Annotated in this window: 19 protein-coding genes; 14 read left to right on the top strand and 5 right to left on the bottom strand. The window is 31.8% G+C overall.

The features are described from left to right. The first annotated feature begins 70 nt into the window (after window positions 1-70). The 8 genes from clpP to ACY2IJ_RS08685 all read left to right on the top strand — a co-directional run bounded on the left by clpP (window position 71) and on the right by ACY2IJ_RS08685 (window position 9,720). Complete coding sequence (clpP, locus tag ACY2IJ_RS08720) at window positions 71-730, top strand: ATP-dependent Clp endopeptidase proteolytic subunit ClpP (protein WP_476723975.1); 660 nt, start codon at window positions 71-73, stop codon at window positions 728-730. Window positions 731-834: 104 nt separating this feature from the next. Next, on the top strand, window positions 835-2,067 hold the full coding sequence (gene clpX / locus ACY2IJ_RS08715; protein ID WP_476723974.1) for an ATP-dependent Clp protease ATP-binding subunit ClpX: 1,233 nt from the start codon (window positions 835-837) through the stop codon (window positions 2,065-2,067). A 140-nt stretch (window positions 2,068-2,207) separates the two neighbouring features. Next, window positions 2,208-3,665, top strand: coding sequence for a hypothetical protein (locus tag ACY2IJ_RS08710; protein WP_476723973.1), 1,458 nt, complete (start codon window positions 2,208-2,210; stop codon window positions 3,663-3,665). A 141-nt stretch (window positions 3,666-3,806) separates the two neighbouring features. Further along, window positions 3,807-5,879 (top strand): DNA primase, encoded by a 2,073-nt coding sequence (gene dnaG / locus ACY2IJ_RS08705; protein WP_476723972.1) that lies wholly within the window; start codon window positions 3,807-3,809, stop codon window positions 5,877-5,879. 9 nt (window positions 5,880-5,888) lie between these two features. After that, on the top strand, window positions 5,889-6,410 hold the full coding sequence (locus tag ACY2IJ_RS08700; RefSeq protein WP_476723971.1) for a mechanosensitive ion channel domain-containing protein: 522 nt from the start codon (window positions 5,889-5,891) through the stop codon (window positions 6,408-6,410). Window positions 6,411-6,437: 27 nt separating this feature from the next. Next, window positions 6,438-7,547, top strand: coding sequence for a glycosyltransferase (locus ACY2IJ_RS08695; RefSeq protein WP_476723970.1), 1,110 nt, complete (start codon window positions 6,438-6,440; stop codon window positions 7,545-7,547). After that, complete coding sequence (locus ACY2IJ_RS08690) at window positions 7,544-8,827, top strand: polysaccharide deacetylase family protein (protein ID WP_476723969.1); 1,284 nt, start codon at window positions 7,544-7,546, stop codon at window positions 8,825-8,827. Before ACY2IJ_RS08695 ends, ACY2IJ_RS08690 begins: the two co-directional genes overlap by 4 nt. Further along, the gene (locus tag ACY2IJ_RS08685) at window positions 8,785-9,720 is read left to right on the top strand and encodes a glycosyltransferase family 2 protein (RefSeq protein ID WP_476723968.1); all 936 of its coding nucleotides are present in this window, start codon (window positions 8,785-8,787) and stop codon (window positions 9,718-9,720) included. Before ACY2IJ_RS08690 ends, ACY2IJ_RS08685 begins: the two co-directional genes overlap by 43 nt. Here ACY2IJ_RS08685 and ACY2IJ_RS08680 read toward each other — a convergent pair. Continuing rightward, entirely contained in the window at window positions 9,717-10,406 is a 690-nt protein-coding gene (locus tag ACY2IJ_RS08680; protein ID WP_476723967.1) for a cell division ATP-binding protein FtsE, read from the bottom strand. The two genes, ACY2IJ_RS08685 and ACY2IJ_RS08680, sit on opposite strands and share 4 nt — an antisense overlap. 162 nt (window positions 10,407-10,568) lie before the next feature. Between ACY2IJ_RS08680 and ACY2IJ_RS08675 the strand changes: the two genes are divergently transcribed. The 4 genes from ACY2IJ_RS08675 to ACY2IJ_RS08660 are packed head-to-tail and all read left to right on the top strand — an operon-like array spanning window position 10,569 to window position 19,430. After that, the gene (locus ACY2IJ_RS08675) at window positions 10,569-13,598 is read left to right on the top strand and encodes a tetratricopeptide repeat protein (RefSeq protein WP_476723966.1); all 3,030 of its coding nucleotides are present in this window, start codon (window positions 10,569-10,571) and stop codon (window positions 13,596-13,598) included. Then, window positions 13,579-15,303 carry a TonB-dependent receptor gene (locus ACY2IJ_RS08670; RefSeq protein ID WP_476723965.1) on the top strand — a complete coding sequence of 575 codons (1,725 nt, stop codon included), beginning with the start codon at window positions 13,579-13,581 and terminating at the stop codon, window positions 15,301-15,303. The genes ACY2IJ_RS08675 and ACY2IJ_RS08670 overlap by 20 nt, the downstream gene beginning before the upstream one ends. Before the next feature lie 2 nt (window positions 15,304-15,305). Next, on the top strand, window positions 15,306-16,649 hold the full coding sequence (locus ACY2IJ_RS08665) for a deoxyguanosinetriphosphate triphosphohydrolase (RefSeq protein ID WP_476723964.1): 1,344 nt from the start codon (window positions 15,306-15,308) through the stop codon (window positions 16,647-16,649). Window positions 16,650-16,688: 39 nt separating this feature from the next. Next, a complete protein-coding gene (locus ACY2IJ_RS08660; RefSeq protein ID WP_476723963.1) occupies window positions 16,689-19,430 on the top strand; it encodes a T9SS type A sorting domain-containing protein in 2,742 nt (913 codons plus the stop codon). Here the strand turns inward: ACY2IJ_RS08660 and ACY2IJ_RS08655 are convergent. Together ACY2IJ_RS08655 and ACY2IJ_RS08650 are read right to left on the bottom strand one after the other, a co-directional pair. Then, window positions 19,427-20,458 (bottom strand): DUF3078 domain-containing protein, encoded by a 1,032-nt coding sequence (locus ACY2IJ_RS08655; protein WP_476723962.1) that lies wholly within the window; start codon window positions 20,456-20,458, stop codon window positions 19,427-19,429. The two genes, ACY2IJ_RS08660 and ACY2IJ_RS08655, sit on opposite strands and share 4 nt — an antisense overlap. Before the next feature lie 65 nt (window positions 20,459-20,523). Then, window positions 20,524-22,299, bottom strand: coding sequence for a 1-deoxy-D-xylulose-5-phosphate synthase (locus ACY2IJ_RS08650; RefSeq protein ID WP_476723961.1), 1,776 nt, complete (start codon window positions 22,297-22,299; stop codon window positions 20,524-20,526). Between the two features lie 89 nt (window positions 22,300-22,388). Between ACY2IJ_RS08650 and ACY2IJ_RS08645 the strand changes: the two genes are divergently transcribed. Next, window positions 22,389-22,838, top strand: coding sequence for a nucleoside deaminase (locus tag ACY2IJ_RS08645; protein ID WP_476723960.1), 450 nt, complete (start codon window positions 22,389-22,391; stop codon window positions 22,836-22,838). On the opposite strand, the gene ACY2IJ_RS08640 is transcribed toward ACY2IJ_RS08645, so the two are convergent. Then, on the bottom strand, window positions 22,835-23,065 hold the full coding sequence (locus ACY2IJ_RS08640) for a hypothetical protein (RefSeq protein ID WP_476723959.1): 231 nt from the start codon (window positions 23,063-23,065) through the stop codon (window positions 22,835-22,837). The two genes, ACY2IJ_RS08645 and ACY2IJ_RS08640, sit on opposite strands and share 4 nt — an antisense overlap. A gap of 63 nt (window positions 23,066-23,128) precedes the next feature. On the opposite strand from ACY2IJ_RS08640, the gene glpQ reads away from it, so the two are divergent. Beyond that, window positions 23,129-24,145 carry a glycerophosphodiester phosphodiesterase gene (gene glpQ, locus ACY2IJ_RS08635; protein WP_476723958.1) on the top strand — a complete coding sequence of 339 codons (1,017 nt, stop codon included), beginning with the start codon at window positions 23,129-23,131 and terminating at the stop codon, window positions 24,143-24,145. Here the strand turns inward: glpQ and ACY2IJ_RS08630 are convergent. Next, window positions 24,126-25,925 (bottom strand): chloride channel protein, encoded by a 1,800-nt coding sequence (locus tag ACY2IJ_RS08630; RefSeq protein ID WP_476723957.1) that lies wholly within the window; start codon window positions 25,923-25,925, stop codon window positions 24,126-24,128. The genes glpQ and ACY2IJ_RS08630 overlap by 20 nt on opposite strands. Window positions 25,926-26,082: the final 157 nt, after the last annotated feature.

The following is a 26,082-nucleotide window of genomic DNA, read 5'->3' as shown; positions in this document are numbered from 1 at the left end:
ATTTTATGGATATGTTAATTCCAGTTTACTTTAGTATATTTACCTTTGTAACCTATAAGAACAGATATATATGAATTTCGGAAAAGAATTTGAAAAATATGCTACGAAACACCACGGGATTAGTAGTACACATTATGATAAAATAGTTAGTTCTGTAACCCCATACATTATGGAAGAACGTCAGTTAAACATTACGCAAATGGATGTTTTTTCTCGTTTAATGATGGATAGAATTATCTTTTTAGGAACAGGAATTAACGATCAGGTAGCAAACATTATTCAAGCACAGTTGTTGTTTTTAGAATCTGTAGATGCTACAAAAGATATTTCTATTTACATAAACTCTCCGGGAGGAGGTGTGTATGCCGGATTAGGTATTTATGACACCATGCAATTTATAAAACCAGATGTAGCTACAATTTGTACAGGAATGGCTGCAAGTATGGGAGCCGTTCTAATGTGTGCAGGAGCAGCAGGTAAGCGTTCTGCATTGCCACACTCAAGAGTAATGATTCACCAACCTTTAGGTGGAGCACAAGGGCAAGCTACGGATATGGAAATAACGGTAAGAGAAATTAACAAGTTAAAGCAAGAATTATATACCATAATTTCTAATCATTCGGGACAGCCTTTTGAAAAAGTTTCTCAAGATTCTGACAGAGACTATTGGATGAAAGCCGAAGAAGCAAAAGCTTATGGAATGGTAGATGAAATTCTTGCAAGAAAATAAATTGGTTGTTAGTGTTTAAAGGTTGGTTGTTCGTATTTAGTTGATCAAATTATAAATCAACAAATCAATCAAAAACCACAAACCATTACCCAAAATAAAGAATAATGTCAAAAGAAGGAATGGAGTGCTCGTTTTGTGGGCGTAAGAAGGAAGAAACAAACTTGTTAATAGCAGGAGTTGATGCACATATATGTGATAGTTGTGTGTCTCAAGCTTATGGAATTTTATCAGAAGAAATTGCAGAAGAAACTGGTGATAAAAATGCAGACTTGGTGGTAAAAAAACCTATGGAAATTAAAGCATTTTTAGATCAATATATTATTGGGCAAGATCAGACCAAAAAAACCATGGCAGTTGCTGTGTACAATCATTACAAAAGATTAACTCAGCCAGATACTTTGGAGCAAGAAGTAGAAATAGAAAAAAGTAATATGATTTTGGTGGGAGACACCGGAACTGGAAAAACATTAATAGCAAAAACCATTGCTAAAATGTTAAACGTACCTTTTTCTATTGTTGATGCGACAGTATTGACACAAGCAGGGTATGTGGGTGAAGATGTAGAAAGTATTTTAAGTAGATTGTTGCAAGCTGCAGATTACGATGTAGAAAGTGCGGAACGTGGAATTGTGTTTATTGATGAAATAGATAAAATTGCTCGTAAAGGAGACAATCCATCTATTACTCGCGATGTTTCTGGAGAAGGTGTACAACAAGCATTGCTTAAATTGTTAGAAGGTACGGTGGTAAATGTAGCCCCAAAAGGAGGACGTAAACACCCAGATCAAAAATTTGTAGAGGTAAATACGAAAAACATTTTGTTTATTGCTGGTGGAGCCTTTGCAGGTATACAGCGTAATATAAGTAAACGTTTAAATAGACAAGCGGTTGGTTTTGGAGCTTCTTTAAGTGAAGACAAAGTAGATGAAAAAAACTTGTTAAAGTATATCATCCCTACCGATTTAAAGAATTTTGGGTTGATTCCAGAAATTATAGGTCGTTTACCAGTATTAAGCTATATGAATCCTTTAGATGCAAAAGCATTGCGTGCTATTTTAACAGAGCCTAAGAACTCTTTAATTAAACAGTACACCAAGCTTTTTGAAATGGATGGTATAGAGTTTACATTAACCGATGAAACTTTAGATTACATTGTAGAAAAAGCATTAGAGTATAAATTAGGAGCCAGAGGATTGCGTTCTTTGTGTGAAGCTATTTTTACAGATGCGATGTTTGAAATGCCAAGTTCTGAGCATAAAAAATTAGAAGTTACTAAAGCATATGCTGAAAGTAAATTGAATAGAAATATGTTGATGCAGTTAAAAGCAGCATCATAATATTATATAATAAATGTTTAAAACAAAAGCCCATTAGAAATTCTAATGGGCTTTTGTTTTAAACTTATGTTAAACTATTGCTTTTATAGTAGAAATGATTAACAAATGTTTATTTTGGTTGAACTAAACTTAAAATTGTTATGAAATCAATCAAATTTAAGCTGCTATTTCTAGCAGTATCTGTGCTTGTATGTTTGCAAGCCTGTAAGCCTTCTAAAAAAGAAGTAAAAAGTAATTATGTAAGCCAAACAACAGGAGTGTGTGGTCCCGTAAGTAGTTGGTTCCCTCATTTAAACATCAATGCACCTTTAGAAGGTACAACAAGTGTTTTTGCTACACCAGAAAAAGCTACAAATCAGGTTTTTCACCAATGGTCTTGGCAAAAGTTTTTATGGTTAACAAAGCCGACATCTGCAACAGATAACACACCTCTTTTCTTAGAAAACAAAGAGGAAATTATTCAGGTTACAGATTTAATGATGGACACGATTCAAATTCCTCAAAATTCTAAAGTAGTTTTGTTTTATGATGAACAAGCATGTTCTAATGGAGTGTTGCAAACAAATCCAAAATATGTATCAGAAACAAATACAAAAATAGACACTGTTTTGTATTCCATTCATATTAGCAAAACAATGTTAAAAGCTTCGAGAAAATTTAGAGATACAATTTTGAAAAATGCATTATTTGATAATACATTAGTGTTTCCTGTTGGTTCTTTAGAACTTAAAGTTTCATGGGTGCCAGTAACTTCTATACCAGAAAGTCAAATAGAAAACTACTATACAACAGAAGCAGCATATATAAAACCAGACAAGACTTATGGTTATAAACAAGTAGCTATGTTAGGAATGCACGTAGTTGGAGTTGTAGAGAATCATCCTGAATTTATTTGGGCTACTTTTCAACACAATGATTTAGCACCTATATATGATTGGAATGATGATATTGCTGAAGAAAGTTTTAATACGTTAATTTATAGAGGAGACAAGCCCACTACATTGGATGGGATTACTTGGAATACCCAGTCTAATAATGCTAAAAAACCATTGGCAGCATTTGAGCTTTTTAAATATGGTGTTCCGCTATCTCAAGGAGGAGGTTTTATGAAAACATCACAAGCGGAGCCAGAAAATTATACAAATATTGATAGCATAAACAATTGTGTTGCTCAAGCGTTTAAAAATCAAGAGGTTATAGATGTTTGGTCTAATTATTTTTATAACGGTTCTCTTTGGATAGATACAGATAAGTATCCTACAACTCAAGATCAAGCAACTAAAATTGTACATTTAGGAGATAAAATAGCCAATGCAAAACCAGGAGATTTAGCAAGAGGATCTGTAAATTGTGCAAATGTAACTATGGAAACATATACCCAGACTTTTAATTCTGAAATAAATACAATAGCAGTAGGCAATTTAGCCAATTGTTTTTCATGCCATAGTGCCTCAAATTTTACAACTAAAAATAATTCTCCATTGTACTTAAGTCATTTGTTTGGTGCTTTCTTAAAAGCAGAACAAGGTTTAACTCCTAAAGAGATAGAGCAGTTAAAAATAAAAGAACATGTATTAAAATTTTTAAGTAAAAAATAAAGACTGTTAACTAATAAATTAAAGAGCTACTTTTTTTAAAGTAGCTCTTTTTTTGTTGTAATAAGAGATTGTGTTTTAGTAAAGTTTCCAAATGAGATACCGTTAATTCTTTGTTATATTTGTTTAAAAAATAATTAGAAGTTGATATCTAGAGAAACCATAGATCGTGTTTTTGAAACTGCTCGTGTAGAGGAGGTGATAGGGGAATTTGTGACCTTAAAAAAATCGGGAAGTAGTTTTAAAGGATTGTCTCCTTTTGTAGACGAAAAATCTCCATCTTTTATGGTATCTCCTGTAAAAGGAATATGGAAAGATTTTAGTACAGGTAAAGGAGGGAATGCCATTTCTTTTTTAATGGAACATGAGCATTACTCATATCCAGAAGCCATTCGTTATTTAGCAGATAAATACAATATTCCTATAGAGGAAACCGAGCAGACCGATGCTCAAAAAGAAGCTGCAGATGAAAGAGAAAGTATGTATTTGGCCTCTAAATACGCACAAGACTATTTTCACAACACCATGCTAAACACCCAAAAAGGAAAAGCCATTGGGTTAAGTTATTTTAAAGAACGTGGTTTTACCAATGAAATGATAGAAACGTTTCAGTTAGGATATTGTTTGGATGATTGGACAGCTTTTACAGACACCGCTTTAAAAAACGGATACGATTTACAGTATTTAGAAAGCACAGGTTTGACTATTGTAAAAGAAGGAGGAAAACAATTTGATAGATTCAAAGGTCGTGTAATGTTTCCTATTCATAGTATGAGCGGTCGTGTGTTAGGGTTTGGAGGTAGAATTTTAACCAACGATAAAAAAGCAGCTAAATATTTAAACTCTCCAGAGAGTGATATTTACCATAAGAGTAAAATATTGTATGGTTTGTATCAAGCCAAAAAAACAATTTCTAAAGAAGATAATTGTTATTTGGTAGAAGGTTATACAGATGTAATTTCTATGTATCAAAAAGGAATTACCAATGTAGTGGCTTCATCGGGAACCGCATTAACACCAGATCAAATTCGTTTGGTAAAAAGATTAACTCCCAACATGACAGTTTTGTTTGATGGGGATGCAGCAGGATTAAGAGCTTCTATAAGAGGAATTGATTTGATTTTGGAACAAGGAATGAATGTGAAAGTAGTTACTTTTCCAGATGGCGACGACCCAGATTCTTTTTCTAAGAAAAAATCAACCGATGAACTAAAGGAGTATTTAGAAAATAACCAACAAGATTTTATCAGCTTTAAAGTTTCTTTGTTGTTAGAAGAAGCACAAAACGATCCAATTAAAAAAGCAGGATTGATTCGTGATATTGTGATGAGTATTTCTAAAATTCCAGACAGTATTAAACAAGAAGTTTATATACAGGAATGTGCTCGATTAATGGACATATCAGAAACAGTTTTGTTCAATGAGTTGGCTCAAATGTTAGACAAAAACGCTAGAGAGGCAGAGCGTAGACCAAACTCTAAGCCTAGAATGACCATTGCATCGTCTAACAAATCAAATACTTCTTTGGCAGGAGATGTACCCGATGATGCAGCGTTTAGAGAAATGATGATGGCTCAAGAAGCTGGAGTTTCTGGTTCTAAACAAGTTTCTGCAAGCACCAAAAATAAAATTGTTCCTAACAAAGTAAATACGTTGGATTTGTATGAGCGTGAGATTATTAAAATTTTGCTGTTGTATGGAAATCACGAAGTAACGTTTATAGATTGGATAGAAGACCATGACAAAAGAGGTAAGGTAATTATGGTAAAAGAAGAATATGTAAACACGGTTGCTCACGAATTGTATTTACAGTTACAAGACGATGAAATAGAGTTTACCAATCCATTGTTTCAAAAAATATATAAAGAAATTACCTATCAAATTAACGAAAAAGAAAAGTTAGCTTTGGAGCGATTGACAAGTCATGAAAATCAAGAAATTGCACAAGAGGTAACCAATATTTTAATGGATGATGAACACTATGTTTTAAGTGATTGGGAATCTAAAGAAATAGAGGTGACTCAAAAAACAGATGTGTTACAAAAATTAGTTCAAGATGCCATTTTAAACTTAAGAAGGGTTTTAATAGAGTTAAAAGTTAAAGAGTTAATGGAAGAAGTAAACGAAGAAGAAAAAAGAATAGAGGCTTTGCAAAATGTAATGAACTATACACAACTAAAAACATTGCTGTTTGAAAAATTACATAGAGTATTATAACAAAAAGAAATGGAAAATTTAAGCGAATATAAATATCAATTATTATTTACACTTGTTACCGTTGTGGTAATGGTTACAATTATTTTATCAATAAAAAGAGCTATTAAAAAATTTAGCTTTGTAAAAGCTATTGATGCCAATAGAAGAAAAATAATTTTTATACTTACTTACTTAATTGTATACCTTGTTTTTGGAGCATTTTTAGCTGTTGTTTGGGGAGTAGATTTTAAGCAGTTGTCTATTTTTATCTCTTCTATTTTAGCAGTTTTAGGAGTTGGTTTTTTTGCACAATGGTCTTTGCTGTCTAACTTAACAGCTAGTGTTATTTTATTTTTTAATCACCCTGTAAGAATAGGGAGTAGAATTAGAATTTTAGACAAAGATTTTGAACTAACAGGAGAGGTAAAAGATATTACAGGATTTTACTTTTTTATGAAAACAGACAAAGGAGAAACAATAACATTTCCAAACTCTTTAATTATGCAAAAAGGGATTGAGATTTTAAAAGATGAGCCCAATACGCAAGCGTAATTTTAGTATATTCCAAAAAAAATATAATTGAAAAGAATTGCTGTTTCTGTAACAAATGATTTGGTAACCGATCAACGTGTTCATAAAGTATGTACTACGTTGCAACAAATGGGGTTTTCTATCCATTTAATAGGTAGAAAACTAAAACAAAGTTTGCCGGTAGAAAGAAGTTACAAAACCACAAGAATGAAACTTGTTTTTACCAAAGGCCCTTTGTTTTATGCAGAGTACAACTTAAGGCTTTTTTTTCTGTTGTTGTTTTCTAAAAAAGACGTGCTACTAGCTAACGATTTAGATACGCTTTTGCCCAATTATATAGTGTCGGTCTTGTTAAATAAAAACTTGGTTTACGATAGTCATGAGCTTTTTACAGAAGTGCCAGAATTGATTCATAGACCCAAAATTCAAAAAATTTGGTTAACTATAGAGCAGTTTATTTTTCCCAAGTTAAAGCATGTATTTACAGTCAATCAGATCATCGCAAATGTGTATTATCAAAAATACAAGGTACCGGTACACGTGCTTAGGAATATAGCTCCTATGTTTCAATTTTCTAAAGTAGATTCAGAATTTCTTTCAAAGGTTAAAGGAAATTCTAAAATAATTATTTTACAAGGAGCAGGAATTAATATTGATAGAGGAGCAGAAGAGGCTGTATTAATGATGAATTATATAGACAATGCAATACTCTATATTATTGGTAGTGGAGATGTGTTTCCTGTGTTAAAAAAAATGATAAAAAAATACAACCTAGAAAAGAAAGTGTTTTTGTTGGGCAGAAGACCTTATAAAGAATTAATGTTGTACACACAAATTGCAGATTTAGGATTGTCTTTAGATAAAAACACCAATTTAAATTATGAATACAGCTTGCCCAACAAAGTGTTTGATTACATTCAAGCAGAAGTACCCTTGTTGGTTTCTAATAGAAAAGTAGTTGCACAATTAGTGACTGCTGAAAATATAGGAAAAGTAATTACGCATCACAATCCTCAAGAAATGGCAAAAACAGCAAAACAAATGCTGTGTTCCGATGAGTATAATGTTTGGAAAATAAACTTAAAAGCTGCTGCTAAGAAATACAATTGGGAAAAAGAATCAGAAATTATAAAACAGGTATATTCTAAATTTTTATGATACTAGTATATTCAAAGACCATTAGTAGAAGATTGATCTATGTTTTAAACGTGGTGTTTAAATATGTATTAGGTGTCAATTATAAACTGACCAAATCTTTGGTAGAATTTGAAAACTATAAGGGGGCAAAACTAAATTATTCAGACAATAAACTTCAAAAATGTGTTCAAATAATTCCTTCTAAAATTCTGTGGGAATCAACAATTTCAGTACAGAACATTCAGGTAGATTGGATAGATGAGGTTCCTTATTTTTTTAAAACCCAAGAAAATGAATACGATTTGCTAGCTTCTTGCTTTTATATGCTTACCAGATATGAAGAATATTTGCCTTTTACCCCCGATACACATCAAAGATTTAAGGCAGAAGATAGTTTGGCTTATCAGCATGGTTTTTTAAAAATACCTGTAGTAAATATTTGGACTCAAAAAATTCAAGAAGCAATAAGCGCTAAATTTCCCGAATATCATTTTCCAAAAAGACAATTTTCTGTGCAAAACACATTAGATATAGATGCAGCTTATTTTTCTAGAGGAAAAGGAGTGTTTAACTTTTTTGGAGGACTTTTGGTAGATGTTTTAAAAAAGAGAAAAGAAAAAGTACAAGTAAAATTAAGGTACTTAAAAAATAGAAAAGATGTTTTTGATACGTTTGATTTTATTGAAACAGTTTCTAAAAACATAAAAACACATTACTTTTTTTTGTTAGGAGATAAATCGGAGTTTGATACCAATGTTAAATATTCTAGAAGGTGTTTAAAAAAACTGATTAAAAAAATAGCTAAAAAACATTCGGTAGGAATTCATCCATCCTATCTTTCTAACACAGAAAAACATAGAGTTTTAAAAGAAAAGCAACGTTTAGAAAAAATAATAGGTTCAGAGGTTACCAACAGCAGGCAGCATTTTTTAAAATTAGAATTTCCTAAAACCTATGAACATTTAATAAGCAATGGCATAAAGGTAGATTATTCTATGGGTTTTGCTAGTCAAGTTGGGTTTAGAGCTGGAATTTGCAATGCATATCCGTTTTATAATTTAAGTACAGAACAAGAAAAAGCATTTTTTATTGTTCCTTTTCAGGTAATGGATGGAACGTTAAATCAATACTTACAACAAAGTCCAGAAGAAGCAATAGAAGAAATAAAGGAGTTAATTCATCAGGTAAAAAAAGTTGAAGGTTTGTTTGTTTCCTTATGGCACAATTCATCATTGTCAGAAAAATTTGGTTGGCAAGGATGGAGAAAAGTCTATCAAGAAATGTTACTTTTAGTAAAATAAGAAGAGACAGATATATGATTTCTATTTGCATTCCTGTATATAATTTTAACATTACATTATTGGTAAAAGCCATTGAGCAGCAAAAAATAGAGGTTGCTTACGAATTGGTTGTTATAGATGATTGCTCTCAGGAGGTTTATAAAACAGAAAACAAGAAATGTTTGCAAAAACATACTTATATAGAATTGCCAAAAAATATAGGGAGGTCTAAAATTAGAAATCTATTTAAGCAACACACAAGTTACCAATACTTGCTTTTTATGGATTGTGATTCTATGATTGTACAAGATGATTTTATTCAGAAATACATAAATTCTTTAGAACTAAAAACAGTTATTTACGGAGGAAGAGTCTATCCAGCAACATTGCCTAGCCAAGAACAATTGCTGAGTTGGAAATATGGAGTTAAGGTTGAAAGTAAAAACGCAGAGGAACGAAGTAAAAATCCGTATTTGTCTTTTATGACCAATAATTTTTTGATTGATAGATCTATCTTTGATCACATATCTTTTAACGAATCCATTGATAGGTATGGTCATGAAGATACGTATTTTGGATACGAATTGTCTAAAAACAATATAAAAATTCTACACATAGAAAATCCTGTTTTAAACATAGATATAGAAACAAATCAACGTTTTTTCGTAAAAAATGAAGAGGCAATTAAGAATTTAATTCAATTAAAAAACAAATCCATAAACCTTGATTTTACAGAGCATGTTCGCCTTTTAGAGTATTATAAAAGGTTGAATAGTGTGCAAAAAATTGTGTTAAAAAACTTGTTCCTGTTAGTAGGACCTACACTTAAAAAAAGAATGATTGCAGGTTTTTATTCCTGTAGAATGCTAAAATTTTATAAGCTAGGTTACTTAATTAATTCGTGTAAAAATTAACTATTTTGTTGTTGGTGAGCAACTTCAAAAACTTCTCCGTTTTCTACTTTAAACGTACGTTGCGGATATTTTAAAATTAAAGAATAATCGTGAGTGGCCATTAATATGGTTTTTCCGCTTTGGTGAATTTCGTTCAACAATTCCATGACTTCCATAGAGGTTTTAGGGTCTAAATTACCTGTAGGCTCATCGGCAATAATTAATTCAGGGTCGTTTAACAAAGCTCTTGCAATGGCAATACGTTGTTGTTCTCCTCCAGAAATTTGATAAGGCATTTTGTAACCTTTTTCTTGCAGTCCCACTTTTCCTAAAACTTCTTTTATTTTAGTGTCCATTAAGGCTTTGTCTTTCCAACCTGTGGCTTTTAATACAAAAAGTAAGTTGTCATAAATGTTACGGTCATTTAACAATTTAAAATCTTGGAATACAATTCCTATTTTTCTGCGTAAAAAAGGAATTTGTTTTTCTTTTAGACTAGGTAGGTCAAAATCTACAACTTCACCTAATCCGCTTGTCAAAGGTAAATCGCCATATAATATTTTTAACAAACTACTTTTTCCGCTTCCAGTTTTTCCAATTAAATAAAAGAATTCTCCTGGCAAAATTTCAAAATCTACATTCTTTAAAATCAGAATATTGTCCTGAAAAATATGGGCATCTTTTAAATGTAAAACCGGTTTAGACATAATGTTGATTGTTTTTACAAACATATTTAAAAATCCATAGAACTTAAAATAATCGTCTGTATAAGAATTTAAATAAGCGCTTTCAAATAAATAGACAATGTTTCCGTTAATTCACAGGGATATTATTTATTTTTAATCATTGAAAATATAGGTCTAAAAGATATGAAGAAACAATTTTTACTGTGTTTAACATTTGTGTTTGTGGTGGTGTGTACAATAACAGCACAGAACAGTTATCAATCCACATCGTCTTTAAAATGGTATACCAAAGCTGTTCAGGCTTTTGACAATCAACATTATTTTTTAGCTAAAGAATATTTTAAAGAAGTTACCTCTTTAAAAACGCAAGAAAGTATTGCACTTGAAAAATACAAGTTGTTAACATCTTTAGAATTGAATGAAAAAAATGCAGGAACAATTACAGAGTTGTATTTAAAAAAACACCCTAATACAATTGATAAAACTACGTTGATATTAGCTTTGTCTAATTATTATTTTGCACAAAAAAAAGAAGAGAAAGCATTAGAGTGGTTTCAACAAATTGATGTAAAATCGTTAACGACTAAGCAAGAAACCAATTACAATTACAAGTTGGCTTTTGCCAATTATAAAACTAAAAATTACACCAAGGCAAAAGAATATTTATTGCCAATTTCTAAACAAGGAGCTTATCAAAATCAGGCTCATTATTATTTAGGAAACATAGCTCTTCAGAATAAAGATTACGCTTCGGCTAGTTATCATTTTGAAAAAATAAAACATTTAAAAAAATATTACAGAGAGGCTTCTTATCAATTATTGGTAATACTATACGAACAAAAAAAGTACAATGAAGTAATACGTTTAGGAGAATCTTATTACGGTAAAACTTCTGGAATGGAACAGTCTGAGGTTTCAAAAATTATAGGAGAATCTTATTTTTATTTAGGTAATTATCAAAAAGCAATTACTTATTTAACGCAATACAAAGGTAGACACAGAAGGTTAACAGAGGTAGATTATTACTTTTTAGGATATGCTTATTACAAGCTAAATAAGTACGATAATGCCATTGAAAACTTTAATAAAATTACCGATGAAAAAAGTGGTGTTTCACAAAACGCACACTATCATTTGGGAGATTGTTATTTAAAAAAGAATCAGAAAACAGAAGCTTTAAACGCATTTAAAAATGCATCAGAAATGGATTTTGATGTAAGTGTACAACAAGATGCTTTTTTAAATTATGCCAAATTGAGTTACGAAATAGGAAATCCATACCAAAGTAGCTCTGAAGTTTTGCAAGCGTTTGTAGATAAATATCCAAATGCAGAACAAGCTAGTTTAATAGAAGATTTAATCGTAAATGCATATTTACAGTTTAAAGATTTTAAAGGAGCCATTGCGTATTACGAAAAACAAAGGTTGATTAAAGATGCTCAGTATCAAGAATTGTTGTTAGAAAGAGGGTTTGAATTGTTTAATGAAAATAAATACCAAGAAGCCTTAAACTACTTTTCTAAAGCAACAACATTGTACAACAACAAAACCATAACAAACAGAGCTTTGTTTTGGAAAGCAGAAACATTATCGGAGTTAAACAATTACCAAGAAGCCAATTATTACTATAGTTCTTTTGTAAAGAATACAAGCAATAAAAACTTAGAGGAGTATGCAGATGGAATTTATGGTTTGGCATACACATCATTTCAACAAAAAAAATACGAAGAGGCTTTGTCAAATTTTACAGAATATGTAAAAATATCTAAAAATCCAACCAAAAAAAGAAATGCTATTTTAAGAATTGCCGATTGTCATTTTGTAAATAAAACATATTGGAGTGCTTTAGAAAATTACAATCAAATTATTAAAGCCAACCAAGGTCAGGTAGATTATGCCATGCATCAAAAAGCATTGGCTTACGGGTTTTTAGGAAGAAATGAACAGAAAAAAGAAGCTTTAAAGCAAATTCAAACTACGTTTACACGTTCTGCTTATTTAGATGATTCTTATTATCAATTAGGAAACTTATTGGTAAATCAAAACAAAAGTAACGAAGCAATTAAGGTGTTTGATGAGTTGATTACAAAATATCCGAAAAGTCCTTTAGTAGCAAAGGCAAAATTAAAAAAAGGAATCGTTTTGTTCAACGCTAATAAAAATCAAGAATCGGTTACGGTGCTAAGAGATTTGGTGGCAAGTTATCCTGGGACAGGAGAAGCGGTACAAGCCGTAAAAATGGCCGAGCAGGTTTACAAAGAAATGGACCGAGTAGATTTGTATGCTGCTTGGGTTAAAAAATTAGAATTTGTAAATATTTCAGATCAAGATATAGACAAATCTATGTTTGAGGCTGCAGAAAATAAATACTTGGCTAATGATTTAAAAGCAGCCATTACCAGTTGTAAAAAATATTTGATTAATTTTCCACAAGGATTGCATGCTTTAACGGTTCATTTTTATTTGGCACAAGCATATTACAATTCGGGAAATAAAGAAAATGCAATTCCAGAATATCAAGAAGTGTTAAAAGTAAATGCAAATGAATATACAGAGGTTGCATTAAATAGATTGTCGCAAATTTATCTAGAAAATCAACAGTGGGAGCAAGCAAGTACTTTGTTGTTGCAAATAGAAAAAGAAGTTAGTAACGAGCAAAATGTAGTGTATGCACAAAGTAATTTAATGAAGTTTTATTACAAAGAAAACAAGTTTGCCAAAGCATTAGATTACACGCAAAAAGTATTAGAAAACAAAAAAAGTTCCGAACAAGCAGTGGCAGATGCTTATGTATATGGAGCAAGAAGTGCTATTGAATTGGATGATTTTGCCAAAGCCAAAAAATATTATCAAAAACTAGAAGTTATAGGAAAAGGTAATGTAAAGGCAGAAGCTAATTATTACAAAGCGTTTTTCTTACATCAAGACAAAGAATATCAAAAGTCCAATGAACAAGTTCAAATTTTAGCAAGTAAATATCAGGCATATAGAACTTGGGGAGTAAAAGGATTGTTGTTAATGGCTCAAAATTTTCATGCATTAAAAGATAATTTTCAAGCTAATTTTATTTTAAATAATATTATAGAAAACGTAAAAGAGCAAGACAATTTGGTAGAACAGGCTAAAGAGTTGTTAAAAGAATACAGTCATAAAAGCAACACAAGTAAAGAGTTAAAAGAAGAAACACAAAACAATGCCACAAATACAATTTAACATGAAAAAACAGTGGATATTAGGAGTTCTGTTGTTGGGAGCTTTGCAAATAAATGCACAAACTAAAGAAGACGATATTAAAAAAGAAGACGTAGTTGTAGAGTTTTCTTTCAATCCTACTTTAACCGATGTGTTTAAGTTAAAAACGGTTCCAAACGCAAAAGAAGAATTTGCCAAAGAAAAAATTCAATACAAAATAACCCCCAAACAAGTAGCATCAGACTTTGTTCCCATTACTAAAAATGCAGCCTATGTAAGCATAGACGACCCTAAGCCAATAAACTACAAAAACTATTTATATGGTGCTGTAGGTGTTTATGGAAATGCAGAAATAGAAGTTATGTTAAGACCCAATAAAATTCATGGTTACGAATATGGTTTTGATTTTTCTAGTTATAATATTCAGAATGGAATAGATGATAAAAGGGTAGATAATGGACAATGGACCTCTGGGATTAATGCATTTATAAGCAAACAAAACAGAAAATACAACTGGAGAGCCAATGCAGACTATCAAAGAAACAGAATACATTGGTATGGTTTAGATAGTGATGTTTTAGAATCTGTTTATCAAAATCAAAATGTAGAACAGGTTTACAATTCGTTAACTTTTTCAGGAATTGTAGATTATAAAAATGCAAAAGTTCAAAGCTTGGCACCCTCAATTAATTTCTTTTCAGATGGATTTGAAAGTTCAGAGGTAGACCTAAAAGTAGCTACCGTTTTAGACAAATCTATGTTTAATAATTACATAGAAACTAAAATAGATTTTGAATATTTAAACGGAAATTTTGGACAACAATACACCAATACTACTAATATTAATTATAGCTTTTTTAATTTAGGAGTAACACCATCTTATACTTATCAAGCTAATAATTTTCAATTAAGTGCTGCTTTAGGCTTGTATGTAAATGCCAATAGAGAGGCTTCTAGCTCTAAATTTTGGATTTTGCCAAACATTCAGGCAGATGTTAAACTTATTAAAGATATTATGATTCTACATGGAGGAATTAGAAGCGAGTTTGATCAAAATACGTATCAAAGTTTGGCAGCTCAAAATCCTTTTATGTCTCCAACAGCTGAAATTTTAACCACAACAACTCCTGTAGATGTTTTTGTAGGTTTAGATGGAAAATTAACCAAAACAATTTCTTATTCAACAGAAGCTAGTTACAAACAAGTAAAAAACAAAGCTTTGTTTGTACATAATGATGCTTTAGCACCCACATCAATCAATCAACCATTCCAAATGGGAAATAGTTTTGGTGTTGTGTATGATGATGTAACTATTTTGTCTGTAAAAGGAGCTATAGAAATGATGTTTTCTAAACAATTAACAGGAGGAGTGTTGGCAACACTTAATAGTTACAGTCCAGATACACAAGCAGAAGCGTGGAACTTGCCAAACATGACCATAGAGACCTATGCAAACTACACCCACAAAAAATGGTTTGGTCAAGTAGGATTAAATATAGTAGACGGTAGAGATGATTTAGTAGATAGTAGAGATGATTTAGTAGAAGGAGTAGCTACCAAAATTGATGGATTTTTAGACTTAAATGTAAAAGGAGGATACAAAATCAATAAAAGATTAAATGCTCACGTAAATATTTACAATTTACTAGACAACAATTATCAATCCTACAACAATTATCAAGTACAAGGTTTTCAGTTAGTGGCTGGACTTTCATTTAAATTTTAAACATGCACTGGGAACAATTATTATCTCTTAAGAGAGCTGGCGATACAAATGGTAGATTTAGAAAAGATCAAGACGAAACAAGATTAGGATTTGAAGTAGATTTTGATAGAATTGTATTCTCATCAGCATTTAGAAGTTTACAAGACAAAACACAAGTAATTCCGTTGTCCGATACCGACTTTGTACATACACGTTTAACACACAGCATGGAAGTGTCTGTAGTAGGACGTTCTTTAGGTAGAGTGGTAGGAAAACAGTTGTTAGAAAAACATCCGTATTTAAAAGAATTAGGATATACTTTTAACGATTTTGGAGCCATTGTAGCAGCTGCAGCTTTGTCTCACGATATCGGAAACCCTCCTTTTGGACATAGCGGAGAAAAATCTATTGGAGAATATTTTAATACAGGAGCAGGTCAAAAATACAAAGAGGAATTAAATGCCAAAGAATGGCAAGATTTAATTGATTTTGAAGGAAATGCCAACGGATTTAAAATTTTAACACAAGACGGTCAAGGAGTAAAAGATGGTCTTAGATTGTCCTATGCAACCTTGGGTGCTTTTATGAAATACCCTAAAGAATCCTTACCTAAAAAAGCCACAAAACATATAGTAGATAAAAAATTTGGCTTTTTTCAATCGGAAAAAGAAAAGTTTAAAGATGTAGCCGAAACCTTAGGTTTAAAAGTAATGAGATCTGGAAAAGACATTGCTTATCACAGGCATCCATTAGCCTATTTGGTAGAAGCTGCTGATGATATTTGTTACACTATTATAGATTTTGAAGACGGAATTAATTTAGGCTTGGTAGATGAAGAATTTGCTTTGGAATACATGATAAAATTGGTTCAAAATAAAATAGACACCAAAAAATACCATTCTTTAGGTTTAAAAAAAGATAGAGTAAGTTATTTAAGAGCCTTAGCAATTAGTACTTTAATAGAGCAGGCAGCTACCATTTTTATAGAAAACGAAGATGCCATTTTAAATGGAACTTTTGAAAAATCATTGTTAGACAAGTGCCAATATGAAGCGCAAATAAACGATATTATCAAACTAAGTATTGATAAAATTTACAATAGTAGAAGCGTTATAGAAAAAGAAGTAGCAGGTTACAAAGTAATTGCCGATTTGTTAGATGTGTTTATCAACGCAGTAAACAATTCGTATTTGGGAAAAGTATCTAATTACGACAAGCTAATTTTACTAATGTTGCCACAAGAATTTAAGCATTATTCAGAAAGTTTGTACATGCGTATTATGAATGTTTGTTCATATATAGCAGGAATGTCAGACAGTTATGCTATTTTAGTTCACAAAAAAATTAGTGGGGTTATTGTGTCTTAACTTTTTTAAGAGAGAAAACACCTCTGTAAAACGCAATCTATGAAACAAAAATTACGTTATTTAGTTCCTTTTTTACTTTGTTTATTAATAGCATATGTTGTTTATGACAAATCCCACGTTTCAAAAAAAGAATACAATCAGTTCGTTCAAAACCATCCAATACAAAAAAGATTAAAGCTGTCTAAAAAGCAAAGGAAAAAACAAGGGATTCCCCCAAACAGGTATTTTGATCAACAATATTTGTTAGAAATGGATCCTGCTACCGGAAAAACCTATCCAGAAAACTTAGAAAAAATCAAAACAGCAACAAAATCGATTCAGCGTTTTTCTGCTGTGCCAGGTCAAAATGCAGAAATGGCTTGGGAAGAAAGAGGTCCTAACAATATAGGAGGAAGAACTAGAGTTGTATTTTATGACCCTAATGATGCTACAGGAAAACGTGTTTTTGCAGGAGGTGTTTCTGGCGGACTGTGGGTAAATAATGATATTAGCAATGCAAACTCTATGTGGACTCAAGTTGGGATTGATGAAAATTTAGCCGTTTCATGTTACGCTATAGATCCCAACAATTCTAATATTTGGTATATAGGAACAGGAGAGGCTTATACGGGAGATGATGGAGTTGGAAATGGAATTTGGATTTCGACAAATGGAGGAAGTACATGGTCTAAATATTTGGGAGTCAATTTAAATGTATCCGAAACACAAAGAGTATACTTTGTAAATCAAATATTGGCCTGGAATAACAACGGAAGTACAGAAGTTTTTTTCTCGTTAGATGGTCAGTTTGATGAAGATCCGGTAGGTTACAATGCTTCTGGTTGGTGGAAAGTAGAAGGAGGAACATTTAATAGAATCAATTTTTTTACAGAAGGGGAAACTCCCTATGTATTTAGTGATGTAGAAGTAGCTGCCGATAATTCTATATGGGCAGCAACCAAAGACAATCTTTTTGGAGAAGGAGGAGGAAAGATTTTTAAAAGTACAGATGGAGAAAATTTTACAGAAAAATACTCTTTTACCAACGGTGGTAGGGTAGAGTTAGCAGTATCTAAACAAAATTCAAATATAATATACGCACTAGCATCAACCTACAATAGTACAAGGGTAGATTTGGTTAAAACTACCGATGGAAATAATTTTGTTTCTATGACCAGACCTAATGATGTAGATACTGATATATCTGCTAATGATTTTGCTAGAAATCAAGGTTTTTACAACTTAACTTTAGAAGTAGATCCAACCAATGATGCTATTTTGTATGCAGGGGGAATAGATTTGTTTCGTTCTACCAATTCTGGAACTACTTGGTCACAAATTTCCAAATGGTCTAACAATAACAATTTAGAAAACTTAAATGTATCACTTGTACATGCAGATCATCATGCGGTAACGTTTAACCCTTTAGATAGTAATAAGGCCATTTTTGCTAACGATGGAGGTATTTATTACAGTTCCAACGTAAGTTCTGCTAGTAATAGCACTACAGCCATAAAAAGTAGAAATAAAGGATATAATATAACTCAATTTTATTCTGCTGCTATTAGTCAAAATAAAAACAACGAATTGTTGTTAGGAGGTGCACAAGATAATGGTTCTTTAATAGGATATTCAAGTATTAACCCTGTAAACTTTACGGTAAATGCAGGAACCAATACCTTTGTAGATATTTATGGAGGAGATGGAATACAAACCTTTGTAGATAAAGACAATAATTACCTAATAGTATCATATGTACACAATGTGTATGCAGCGTATCCTTTACCTTTTAATGATGCGGATGATTTGGTAGAAATAGCAGACGACCAGAGTTCTGGTGCATTTGCTAACATTGCAGATTTAGATCATAATTTAGATATTTTGTATGCGGATGGAACCACAGGTTACGGAACCAATTCTACTAGTGAAAAACTGTTTAGATATACAAATTTATTAGGAACACCGGTTAAAAAAACAATTACTAATTCTAATTTATTTGAACCTCCTACAGCCATAAAAGTATCTCCGTATACAACAACTTCTTCAACAGTGTTTATAGGAACTCAAGGAGCTTCTGTTTTAAAAGCCACCAATTTAAATACAGAATCGCCAACGTGGGTAAATTTAGACCCAACAAGCCAAATAAACACAGGGGCTATTTCTTGTATTGATTTTGGAACCAATGAAAATGAATTATTAGTTACATTGCACAATTATGGAGTAAATAACATTTATTACTCACCAGATAACGGTGCAACTTGGTTGGAGAAAGATGGAGATTTTCCAGACATTCCAGTAAAGGCAATTAAAATGAACCCAAACAATCAAAACGAAGTAATTATTGGAACAAATGCAGGAGTTTGGAAAACATCTAGTTTTTTATCAGATAGTCCTAGTTGGGAGCAATCTCAAAACGGAATGTCTAGTGTAAAAGTTACTAAGTTTGATATGAGAACTGAAGACCATACTGTTTTGGCAGCTACTTATGGAAGAGGTTTGTTTACAGGAAGTTTTCAAGAATCTTTAAGTTTTTTTGGAAATGGTAAAAAATTAAAAGAAAAAATAGCAATAAGCAACAGTGTTGTTAACAACCAATTGTTACAATTAAAACTGTCCGATATTGATGTTGTTTTTGATCTTTTAGTGTATACAATAAATGGTCATACGGTAGCTCAGCACAAAATAAACCCTACAAGCGGAAGTTTACAAACAGTTGAGGTTCCTTTTCAACCAGGAGTGTATTTGATTAAAATATATTGCGATGGAAAAAGTTATACTCAAAAAATAATAATAGCTAATTAGAAAACATAAGTAACTCCTACACCTAAAATTTGTTTTAATTGTAGTTTTGGACCAATTTGAGTACCATCAGATTGCAATATTTTTGCATCATCATCATATAGTAAGTGAGAACTGATTCTGGAATTTATAAATTGATTGACTTTCATGTCAATATTTAATTCTATATCACTATCCACATTTCCAAATTTGTCTAAATAGTCAGAGTAAAAAGAGCTTTTTATGCTAAAGTTCATGTTCTTCATAATTGGAGTTTGATATTCTACTCGAATTAAGGCTCCAAATTCTGATGAAATGCTTTCTCCTTTTTTTATAATTTCACCAGCATCGTTTTTTACGGCTGGAGTAACACCAAATGCTCCTTTGTCTGCAAGGTCTTGATCCAATACAAACGTAACCTGGTTGGTTAATGGAGATAAGTTTAGTTTAAAATTATCTTCATTGTCTGTGTAAGCAGCACCCACCCCTAAACGCATTCTGGCCGGTGCAAAAAAGTTAGAAATTACAGTAGTTCTGTTGTTTCCTTTATACCCTTTGCTAAATTGGGTAGTTAGGTTAAAGTCACCAGAGTAATACCATTTAGATTCTATAGAAGCTCTATATCCTACACTTGATTTTAAATCGATAATATCATCTGTTTTTTTAGAATGATCAATACCATCTTCTTTGCTTAATCCGTACCTTAATAATACTCCGTTTTTCCAAAATAATTGTCCTTTCTTGTAGTTGTAATCACCTCTAAAAGATACAATTCCGGCAACCGTATTATTTCCTCCTTTTGTCCAGTTAAAAAAGGATGTTTGAGTTAGTAGTATTTCTGGTTTGTTGGTGTGTTTCCAATAGTTTTGCTTAACACTTTCTTTTAATATTTGTTTAATAGTGTCTCTTTTTTCAGTTTTAGCAATACGTATAGAGTCTTTACTTTTTTTAGAAAAAACTTTTTTAATGTTGGTTATTGCTTTGGGAGTTGGAATTGTGTCTAGGTAAAAAGTAGAACTACAGTAGCCTTTGTGTCCTAATAAAAGAACCATAAAAACACAAAGTATATGTTTTTTAAGTTTTAAAAAAGAAGAGATAAGGGTATGTATAAATATCATTATAAGGTAGATAAAATAGTATTTAAAATTGAGGCTTCATCAATTTTTGCCAATGTTTTTAATTCTTGTGTTTTTCCATGTTCCATAAAACAATCATCAATACCACCCATTATAACTTTGGTAGTATAGTTGTTTTTTAAAACAAACTCTCCAATAGAAGAACCAAATCCTCCTTGAATAACACCATCTTCATAAGTAATAATAGTACCATAGTTCTTGCAAATATCATGCAACAATTCTATGTCTAACGGTTTTATAAATTGCATATTGTAATGCCCAATATTTTTCTTTTGAGCTTTAGACAATTGCTCTATGGCAAAATTAATAATATTCCCAAGGGTACCAATACTTAAAATAGCGATGTTTGTTCCTTTTTTAAGGGTTTTTCCTTTTCCAATAGTAATTTTTTGAAAAGGTTGTTTCCAATCTAAAATTTCTCCAATTCCTCTAGGGTATCTAATGGCAATAGGGGTATTTAAACCTAGTTGAGCGGTGTACATAATGTTTCTTAAATCTACTTCGTTCATAGGAGCATAAATAAGTAGATTGGGAATGCATCTTAAAAAAGCAATATCAAAAACACCATGGTGTGTAGCTCCATCATTTCCTACAAGGCCAGCTCTGTCCAAACAAAAAATAACAGGTAGTTTTTGAATGGCAACATCGTGAATAACTTGATCGTATGCTCTTTGTAAAAATGTTGAATAGATGTTGCAAAAAGGAATCAAACCTTCTTTAGCCATCCCAGCTGCTAAAGTTACAGCATGTTGTTCTGCAATTCCTACATCAAAAGCTCTGTCGGGCATTTTAGCAATCATATATTTTAGAGAACTTCCTGTGGGCATGGCAGGAGTAATTCCAACAATTTTAGGATTTTGTTCAGCCAATTCTATAATTGTGTGTCCAAATACATCTTGGTATTTTGGCGGCGAATTTTCTGTTTTTGCTGTAATTCTATCTCCTGTTATAGCGTTAAATTTACCAGGAGCGTGGTAAGTAATTTGATCTTCTTCTGCTTTTTGCAAGCCTTTTCCTTTAGTAGTTACAATGTGTAAAAACTTAGGGCCTTTGGTGTTTTTAAGTCTTTGTAATTCGGTAATTAATGTAGGTAAATCATGTCCATCAATAGGACCAGAATAGTCAAAGTTTAACGCTTCAAAAATATTATCTCTGTTAGATTGTTTTCCGTTTTTAGTTTGGGTTAAATAATCTTTTAAAGCACCAATACTTGGATCTATACCTATGGCATTGTCGTTTAGAATTACTAACAAATTTGCATTGGTAACACCAGCGTGATTTAGAGCCTCAAAAGCCATTCCCGATGCTATTGAAGCATCACCAATTACAGCAATGTGCTGTTGTTTAGTGTTTCCTTGAATTTGAGCAGCCATGGCCATTCCTAACGCTGCAGAAATAGAGGTAGAGGAATGTCCTGTTCCAAAAGCATCGTACTCACTTTCAAAAATATTAGGAAAGCCAGAAATACCATTCAAACGACGGTTGGTTTCAAAAACATCTCTTCTGCCCGTTAGTATTTTGTGTCCGTATGCTTGATGACCTACATCCCAAATTAATTTGTCTTTAGGAGTGTTAAATACGTAGTGTAAAGTAATGGTAAGTTCGACAACTCCTAAACTAGCTCCTAAATGACCTTCTTTGGTAGATACGATATTAATGATAAAATTTCGGAGTTCCTGAGCTAATTGTTCTAGTTCAGAAACAGAAAGACTTTTTAGGTCTTGCGGAGAATTTATGTTATTAAGGATGTTTTTCACGACCACAAAATTACAATTTTGAGATTTGTCCTTGCAACTTATCAATCAATAAAGTAGTTTAGATGTATGTATTTTATGCTGCCTAAATTATGATAGATCCTTTTGATGATGATTACTTTATGAAAAAAGCCTTAGAGGAAGCTTATATAGCTTTTGAAAAAGGAGAGGTTCCTGTAGGAGCTGTGGTTGTAATGAACAATCAAATTATTGCTAGAGGACACAATTTAACAGAACAATTGAATGATGTAACAGCTCATGCTGAAATGCAGGCTTTTACGGCTGCATCTAACTTTTTAGGCGGTAAATATTTACAAGATTGTACGTTGTATGTAACCTTAGAACCTTGTCAAATGTGTGCAGGTGCTAGTTATTGGACACAGATTGGTAAAATAGTTTATGGAGCTTCAGACTTACAAAGAGGATATTCTAAATTAAAAACGCTGCTACATCCCAAAACAAAGGTAATTTCTGGAGTAAGAGAATTAGAATGTAGTCAACTCTTAAAAGATTTTTTTCTGTCTAAAAGAAACACAAATTAATCTTCTATTTTACTAGCATTAGGATCGTTGTGAGGTAAAGAATATTTGGTCAAATCTTTTCCTTTGTATCTGTAATAAATAAACAAAGGCATTAGTACAATAGTCAGAATAATCACACCAAATCCTATAAATTTAGAATTAATAGGGTTGTTCATTATATACAAAACACCTCCAATGCTCCAAAGAACTAAAACAATGCTTACTAATAACTTTAATAATACCTTCATATAGATTATGATATAAAACAGTGTAAAATTAGTTAATTTGGATTTAAATTAGCTATACATTCTATGAAGTTCGCAACGACTATTTATAAATATTGTTTTTTAATTTTAGGATTATTATTGGGCTGTAAACAACCTATTAAACATAAAGAAATGCTAATTATTGCTCACAGAGGGGCTTCTGGATATTTGCCAGAACACACGTTGCCAGCCAAAGCCTTGGCTTATGGTATGTTTCCAAATTTTATAGAGCAAGATGTAGTGTTGTCTAAAGACAATGTGCCTGTTGTTATTCATGATATTCATTTAGAAACAACAACCAATGTTGCCAAGGTATATCCTGATAGAGCTAGGGCAGATGGTAAATTTTATGTGGTAGATTTTACTTGGGAAGAATTACAAACGTTAAAGGTGTCAGAAAGGTTTAATGCCACAACACAACAAGCTGTTTATAAAAACAGGTTTCCAATCAATACATCACACTTTAAACTACATACGTTAAATGATGAAATTGAACTGATTCAAGGTTTAAATATTTCTATGCAAAAAAATATAGGTATTTATGTAGAAATAAAAGAACCTCAGTTCCATAGAAATGAAGGGAAAGATATTTCTAAAATTGTACTAGCCACTTTGTCTAATTATGGTTACTCATCAAAAAAGGACAATTGTATTGTGCAGTGTTTTGATGCTGTTGAGTTACAGAAAATAAGAAACAATTACAAATCGAATTTGTTTTTAGTACAGTTGTTAGAAATAGGGTATTCCGATGCTGTTTTTAAAAACATGACTCCTAAAGAAATGGTAGCACATACGGCTACTTATGCAAACGGAATTGGACCTTGGTATAAGCAGATGATAGAAGGGGGGGATAAAACGAATATCAAAGATTTTGAAAACTTGGTAAGCTACGCTCATCAACAAAATTTAAAAGTACATGCTTTTACTTTTAGAGCAGATGACTTAGGGAATAACGCTTCTTTTGATGAGGTGTTAAAAATTGCAGAAGACTTAAATGTAGATGGAATATTTACAGATCATCCAGACAAGGCTAACAATTATTTTAAGAAAAAGAGTCGCTAGCCATAATTAATTTTCTTCTGTATGCATTTAACAATCTAGATTTAGAAATAAAACCATGGTATTTTCCATCTTTAATAATAGGAAGGTTCCATGCAGAAGTAATTTTAAATTTTTCCATTATTTCTTCCATAGAGTCTTTGTCGTAGTCAATTACTTCTGCAGGGGTATTCATTAAATCAGAAACCACAGTACATGTATACAACTCGGTATTGAACATAATTGGGCGAATATCATCCATGTGCATTACACCTATAAGTTCTTTATGTTTGTTAACCACAGGAAAATTATTTCTTTTAGATTTTACAATGGCTTTATGAATCAACTCTCCTAAAGTCATGTTAGGAGTGGTAATAATAAAGTCTTTTTCTACAACTTTATCAATGTTCATCATCATCAATACGTTTTTATCCTTGTCATGAGTCATTAACTGTCCCTTTTTGGCCAATTCGGATGTATATATATTGTGTGGGATAAATTTTTTAGTAATTAAAAAAGAGATAGAAGAAACAATCATTAAAGGAATAAACAAATCATATCCTCCTGTAATTTCTGCAATTAAGAAAATTGCTGTTAAAGGTGCGTGTAAAACCCCGGCCATTAAACCTGCCATACCTACCATGGCAAAATTACTTTGTGATACAGAGTGAGCTAACACCTTTGCGTGATTAACAACGGTTGCTACTACATAACCTGTTATACTTCCTATAAATAGAGTAGGAGCAAAAACACCTCCAATACCACCAGCTCCAAAAGTTAAAGCCATGGCAATTACTTTAAATAAGATCAACCCTATTAAAAGACCTACAATCATCCAAATGGTATCTGCTTCTGTATTAAATATATTGTTTTTTAGAATGGTAGAAGCATCTCCTCTTAAAACAGCATTTATGGTTTCAAAACCTTCACCAAATAAAGGGGGAATAAAATAAACAATCACACCAATTAAACTACCACCCAGTAATAGTTTGTACCAAGGATTTTCAATTTTCTTAAAGAAATCGTGAAACCAAAAATAGACTTTTGTAAAGTAGATTGATATTAATGAACAACCTAAACCTAAAATAATATAGAAGGCAACATCTTTTAATTCAAAACTATCAGACACTTCAAAGTGTAATAAAACTTCATCACCTAAGAAAAAGTAAGAAGTCAATACGGCTGATATAGAAGCTAAAAGTAAGGGAATCATAGAGGCTAAAGTGAGCTCTAGACTAAAAATTTCTACCGCAAATACAATGGCAGCAATAGGAGCTTTAAAGATAGATGCCATAGCAGCACCAGCAGCACAACCTACTAATAATGTTCTAGATCTTTGGTCTAAATGAAAAACTCTTGCAAAGTTAGATCCTAAGGCTGAACCTGTAGCAACTGTAGGTCCTTCTAAACCTACTGAACCTCCAAAACCAACAGTTAGTGGAGCTGTAATTACCGATGCCCACATTTGGTAACGGTGCATGATGGATTCTCTTTTAGAGATAGCATATAAAGTGGCAGGAATACCGTGTCCAATTTTTTTTCTGATAATATATTTTACAACCAATAGGGTAAGTGACAACCCCACAATCGGAAAAATAAAGTAGAATCCTATATGAATGTCTTTGATGAATCCCGTTTTAAGAAATTCAAAAATAAAGTGAGTTAAATTTTTAAGGGTAACAGCACCAAGTCCGGCTAGCAAACCTACAATGGTACTTAATATATAAAGAAAGTTTTCTTGTGAAATGTGTTTGTATTTCCAAATCAAAAACTGATTCAATAAACTCCTTTTTCTTTGAGGCATACCTGTTGTTTTTTGGGATGGCTAAGATAGTGTTTATTAGTAAAATAAAACAAATTAACTTAAGCCTGTATTGGGCATTTTTTACAATGCTCTTTACCTTTTTTTTGATATTTTTTGCAGCATTTTTTCTTCTTGCCTTTTGCTAAATATGCAAAAC

This window comes from Wenyingzhuangia gracilariae, from assembly GCF_056387575.1.
Note: the sequence above shows the minus strand (reverse complement) of the source record. Positions and strands in the feature narration are given on the sequence as shown.

Excerpts from the sequence above, each read along its gene's own strand:
- clpP (WP_476723975.1), top strand. The coding sequence starts at position 71 with ATGAATTTCGGAAAAGAATTTGAAAAATATGCTACGAAACACCACGGG.
- clpX (WP_476723974.1), top strand. The coding sequence starts at position 835 with ATGTCAAAAGAAGGAATGGAGTGCTCGTTTTGTGGGCGTAAGAAGGAA.
- ACY2IJ_RS08710 (WP_476723973.1), top strand. The coding sequence starts at position 2,208 with ATGAAATCAATCAAATTTAAGCTGCTATTTCTAGCAGTATCTGTGCTT.
- ACY2IJ_RS08700 (WP_476723971.1), top strand. The coding sequence starts at position 5,889 with ATGGAAAATTTAAGCGAATATAAATATCAATTATTATTTACACTTGTT.
- ACY2IJ_RS08690 (WP_476723969.1), top strand. The coding sequence starts at position 7,544 with ATGATACTAGTATATTCAAAGACCATTAGTAGAAGATTGATCTATGTT.
- ACY2IJ_RS08685 (WP_476723968.1), top strand. The coding sequence starts at position 8,785 with ATGGAGAAAAGTCTATCAAGAAATGTTACTTTTAGTAAAATAAGAAGA.
- ACY2IJ_RS08680 (WP_476723967.1), bottom strand. The coding sequence starts at position 10,406 with ATGTCTAAACCGGTTTTACATTTAAAAGATGCCCATATTTTTCAGGAC.
- ACY2IJ_RS08675 (WP_476723966.1), top strand. The coding sequence starts at position 10,569 with ATGAAGAAACAATTTTTACTGTGTTTAACATTTGTGTTTGTGGTGGTG.
- ACY2IJ_RS08670 (WP_476723965.1), top strand. The coding sequence starts at position 13,579 with ATGCCACAAATACAATTTAACATGAAAAAACAGTGGATATTAGGAGTT.
- ACY2IJ_RS08665 (WP_476723964.1), top strand. The coding sequence starts at position 15,306 with ATGCACTGGGAACAATTATTATCTCTTAAGAGAGCTGGCGATACAAAT.
- ACY2IJ_RS08660 (WP_476723963.1), top strand. The coding sequence starts at position 16,689 with ATGAAACAAAAATTACGTTATTTAGTTCCTTTTTTACTTTGTTTATTA.
- ACY2IJ_RS08655 (WP_476723962.1), bottom strand. The coding sequence starts at position 20,458 with ATGGTTCTTTTATTAGGACACAAAGGCTACTGTAGTTCTACTTTTTAC.
- ACY2IJ_RS08645 (WP_476723960.1), top strand. The coding sequence starts at position 22,389 with ATGATAGATCCTTTTGATGATGATTACTTTATGAAAAAAGCCTTAGAG.
- ACY2IJ_RS08640 (WP_476723959.1), bottom strand. The coding sequence starts at position 23,065 with ATGAAGGTATTATTAAAGTTATTAGTAAGCATTGTTTTAGTTCTTTGG.
- glpQ (WP_476723958.1), top strand. The coding sequence starts at position 23,129 with ATGAAGTTCGCAACGACTATTTATAAATATTGTTTTTTAATTTTAGGA.
- ACY2IJ_RS08630 (WP_476723957.1), bottom strand. The coding sequence starts at position 25,925 with ATGCCTCAAAGAAAAAGGAGTTTATTGAATCAGTTTTTGATTTGGAAA.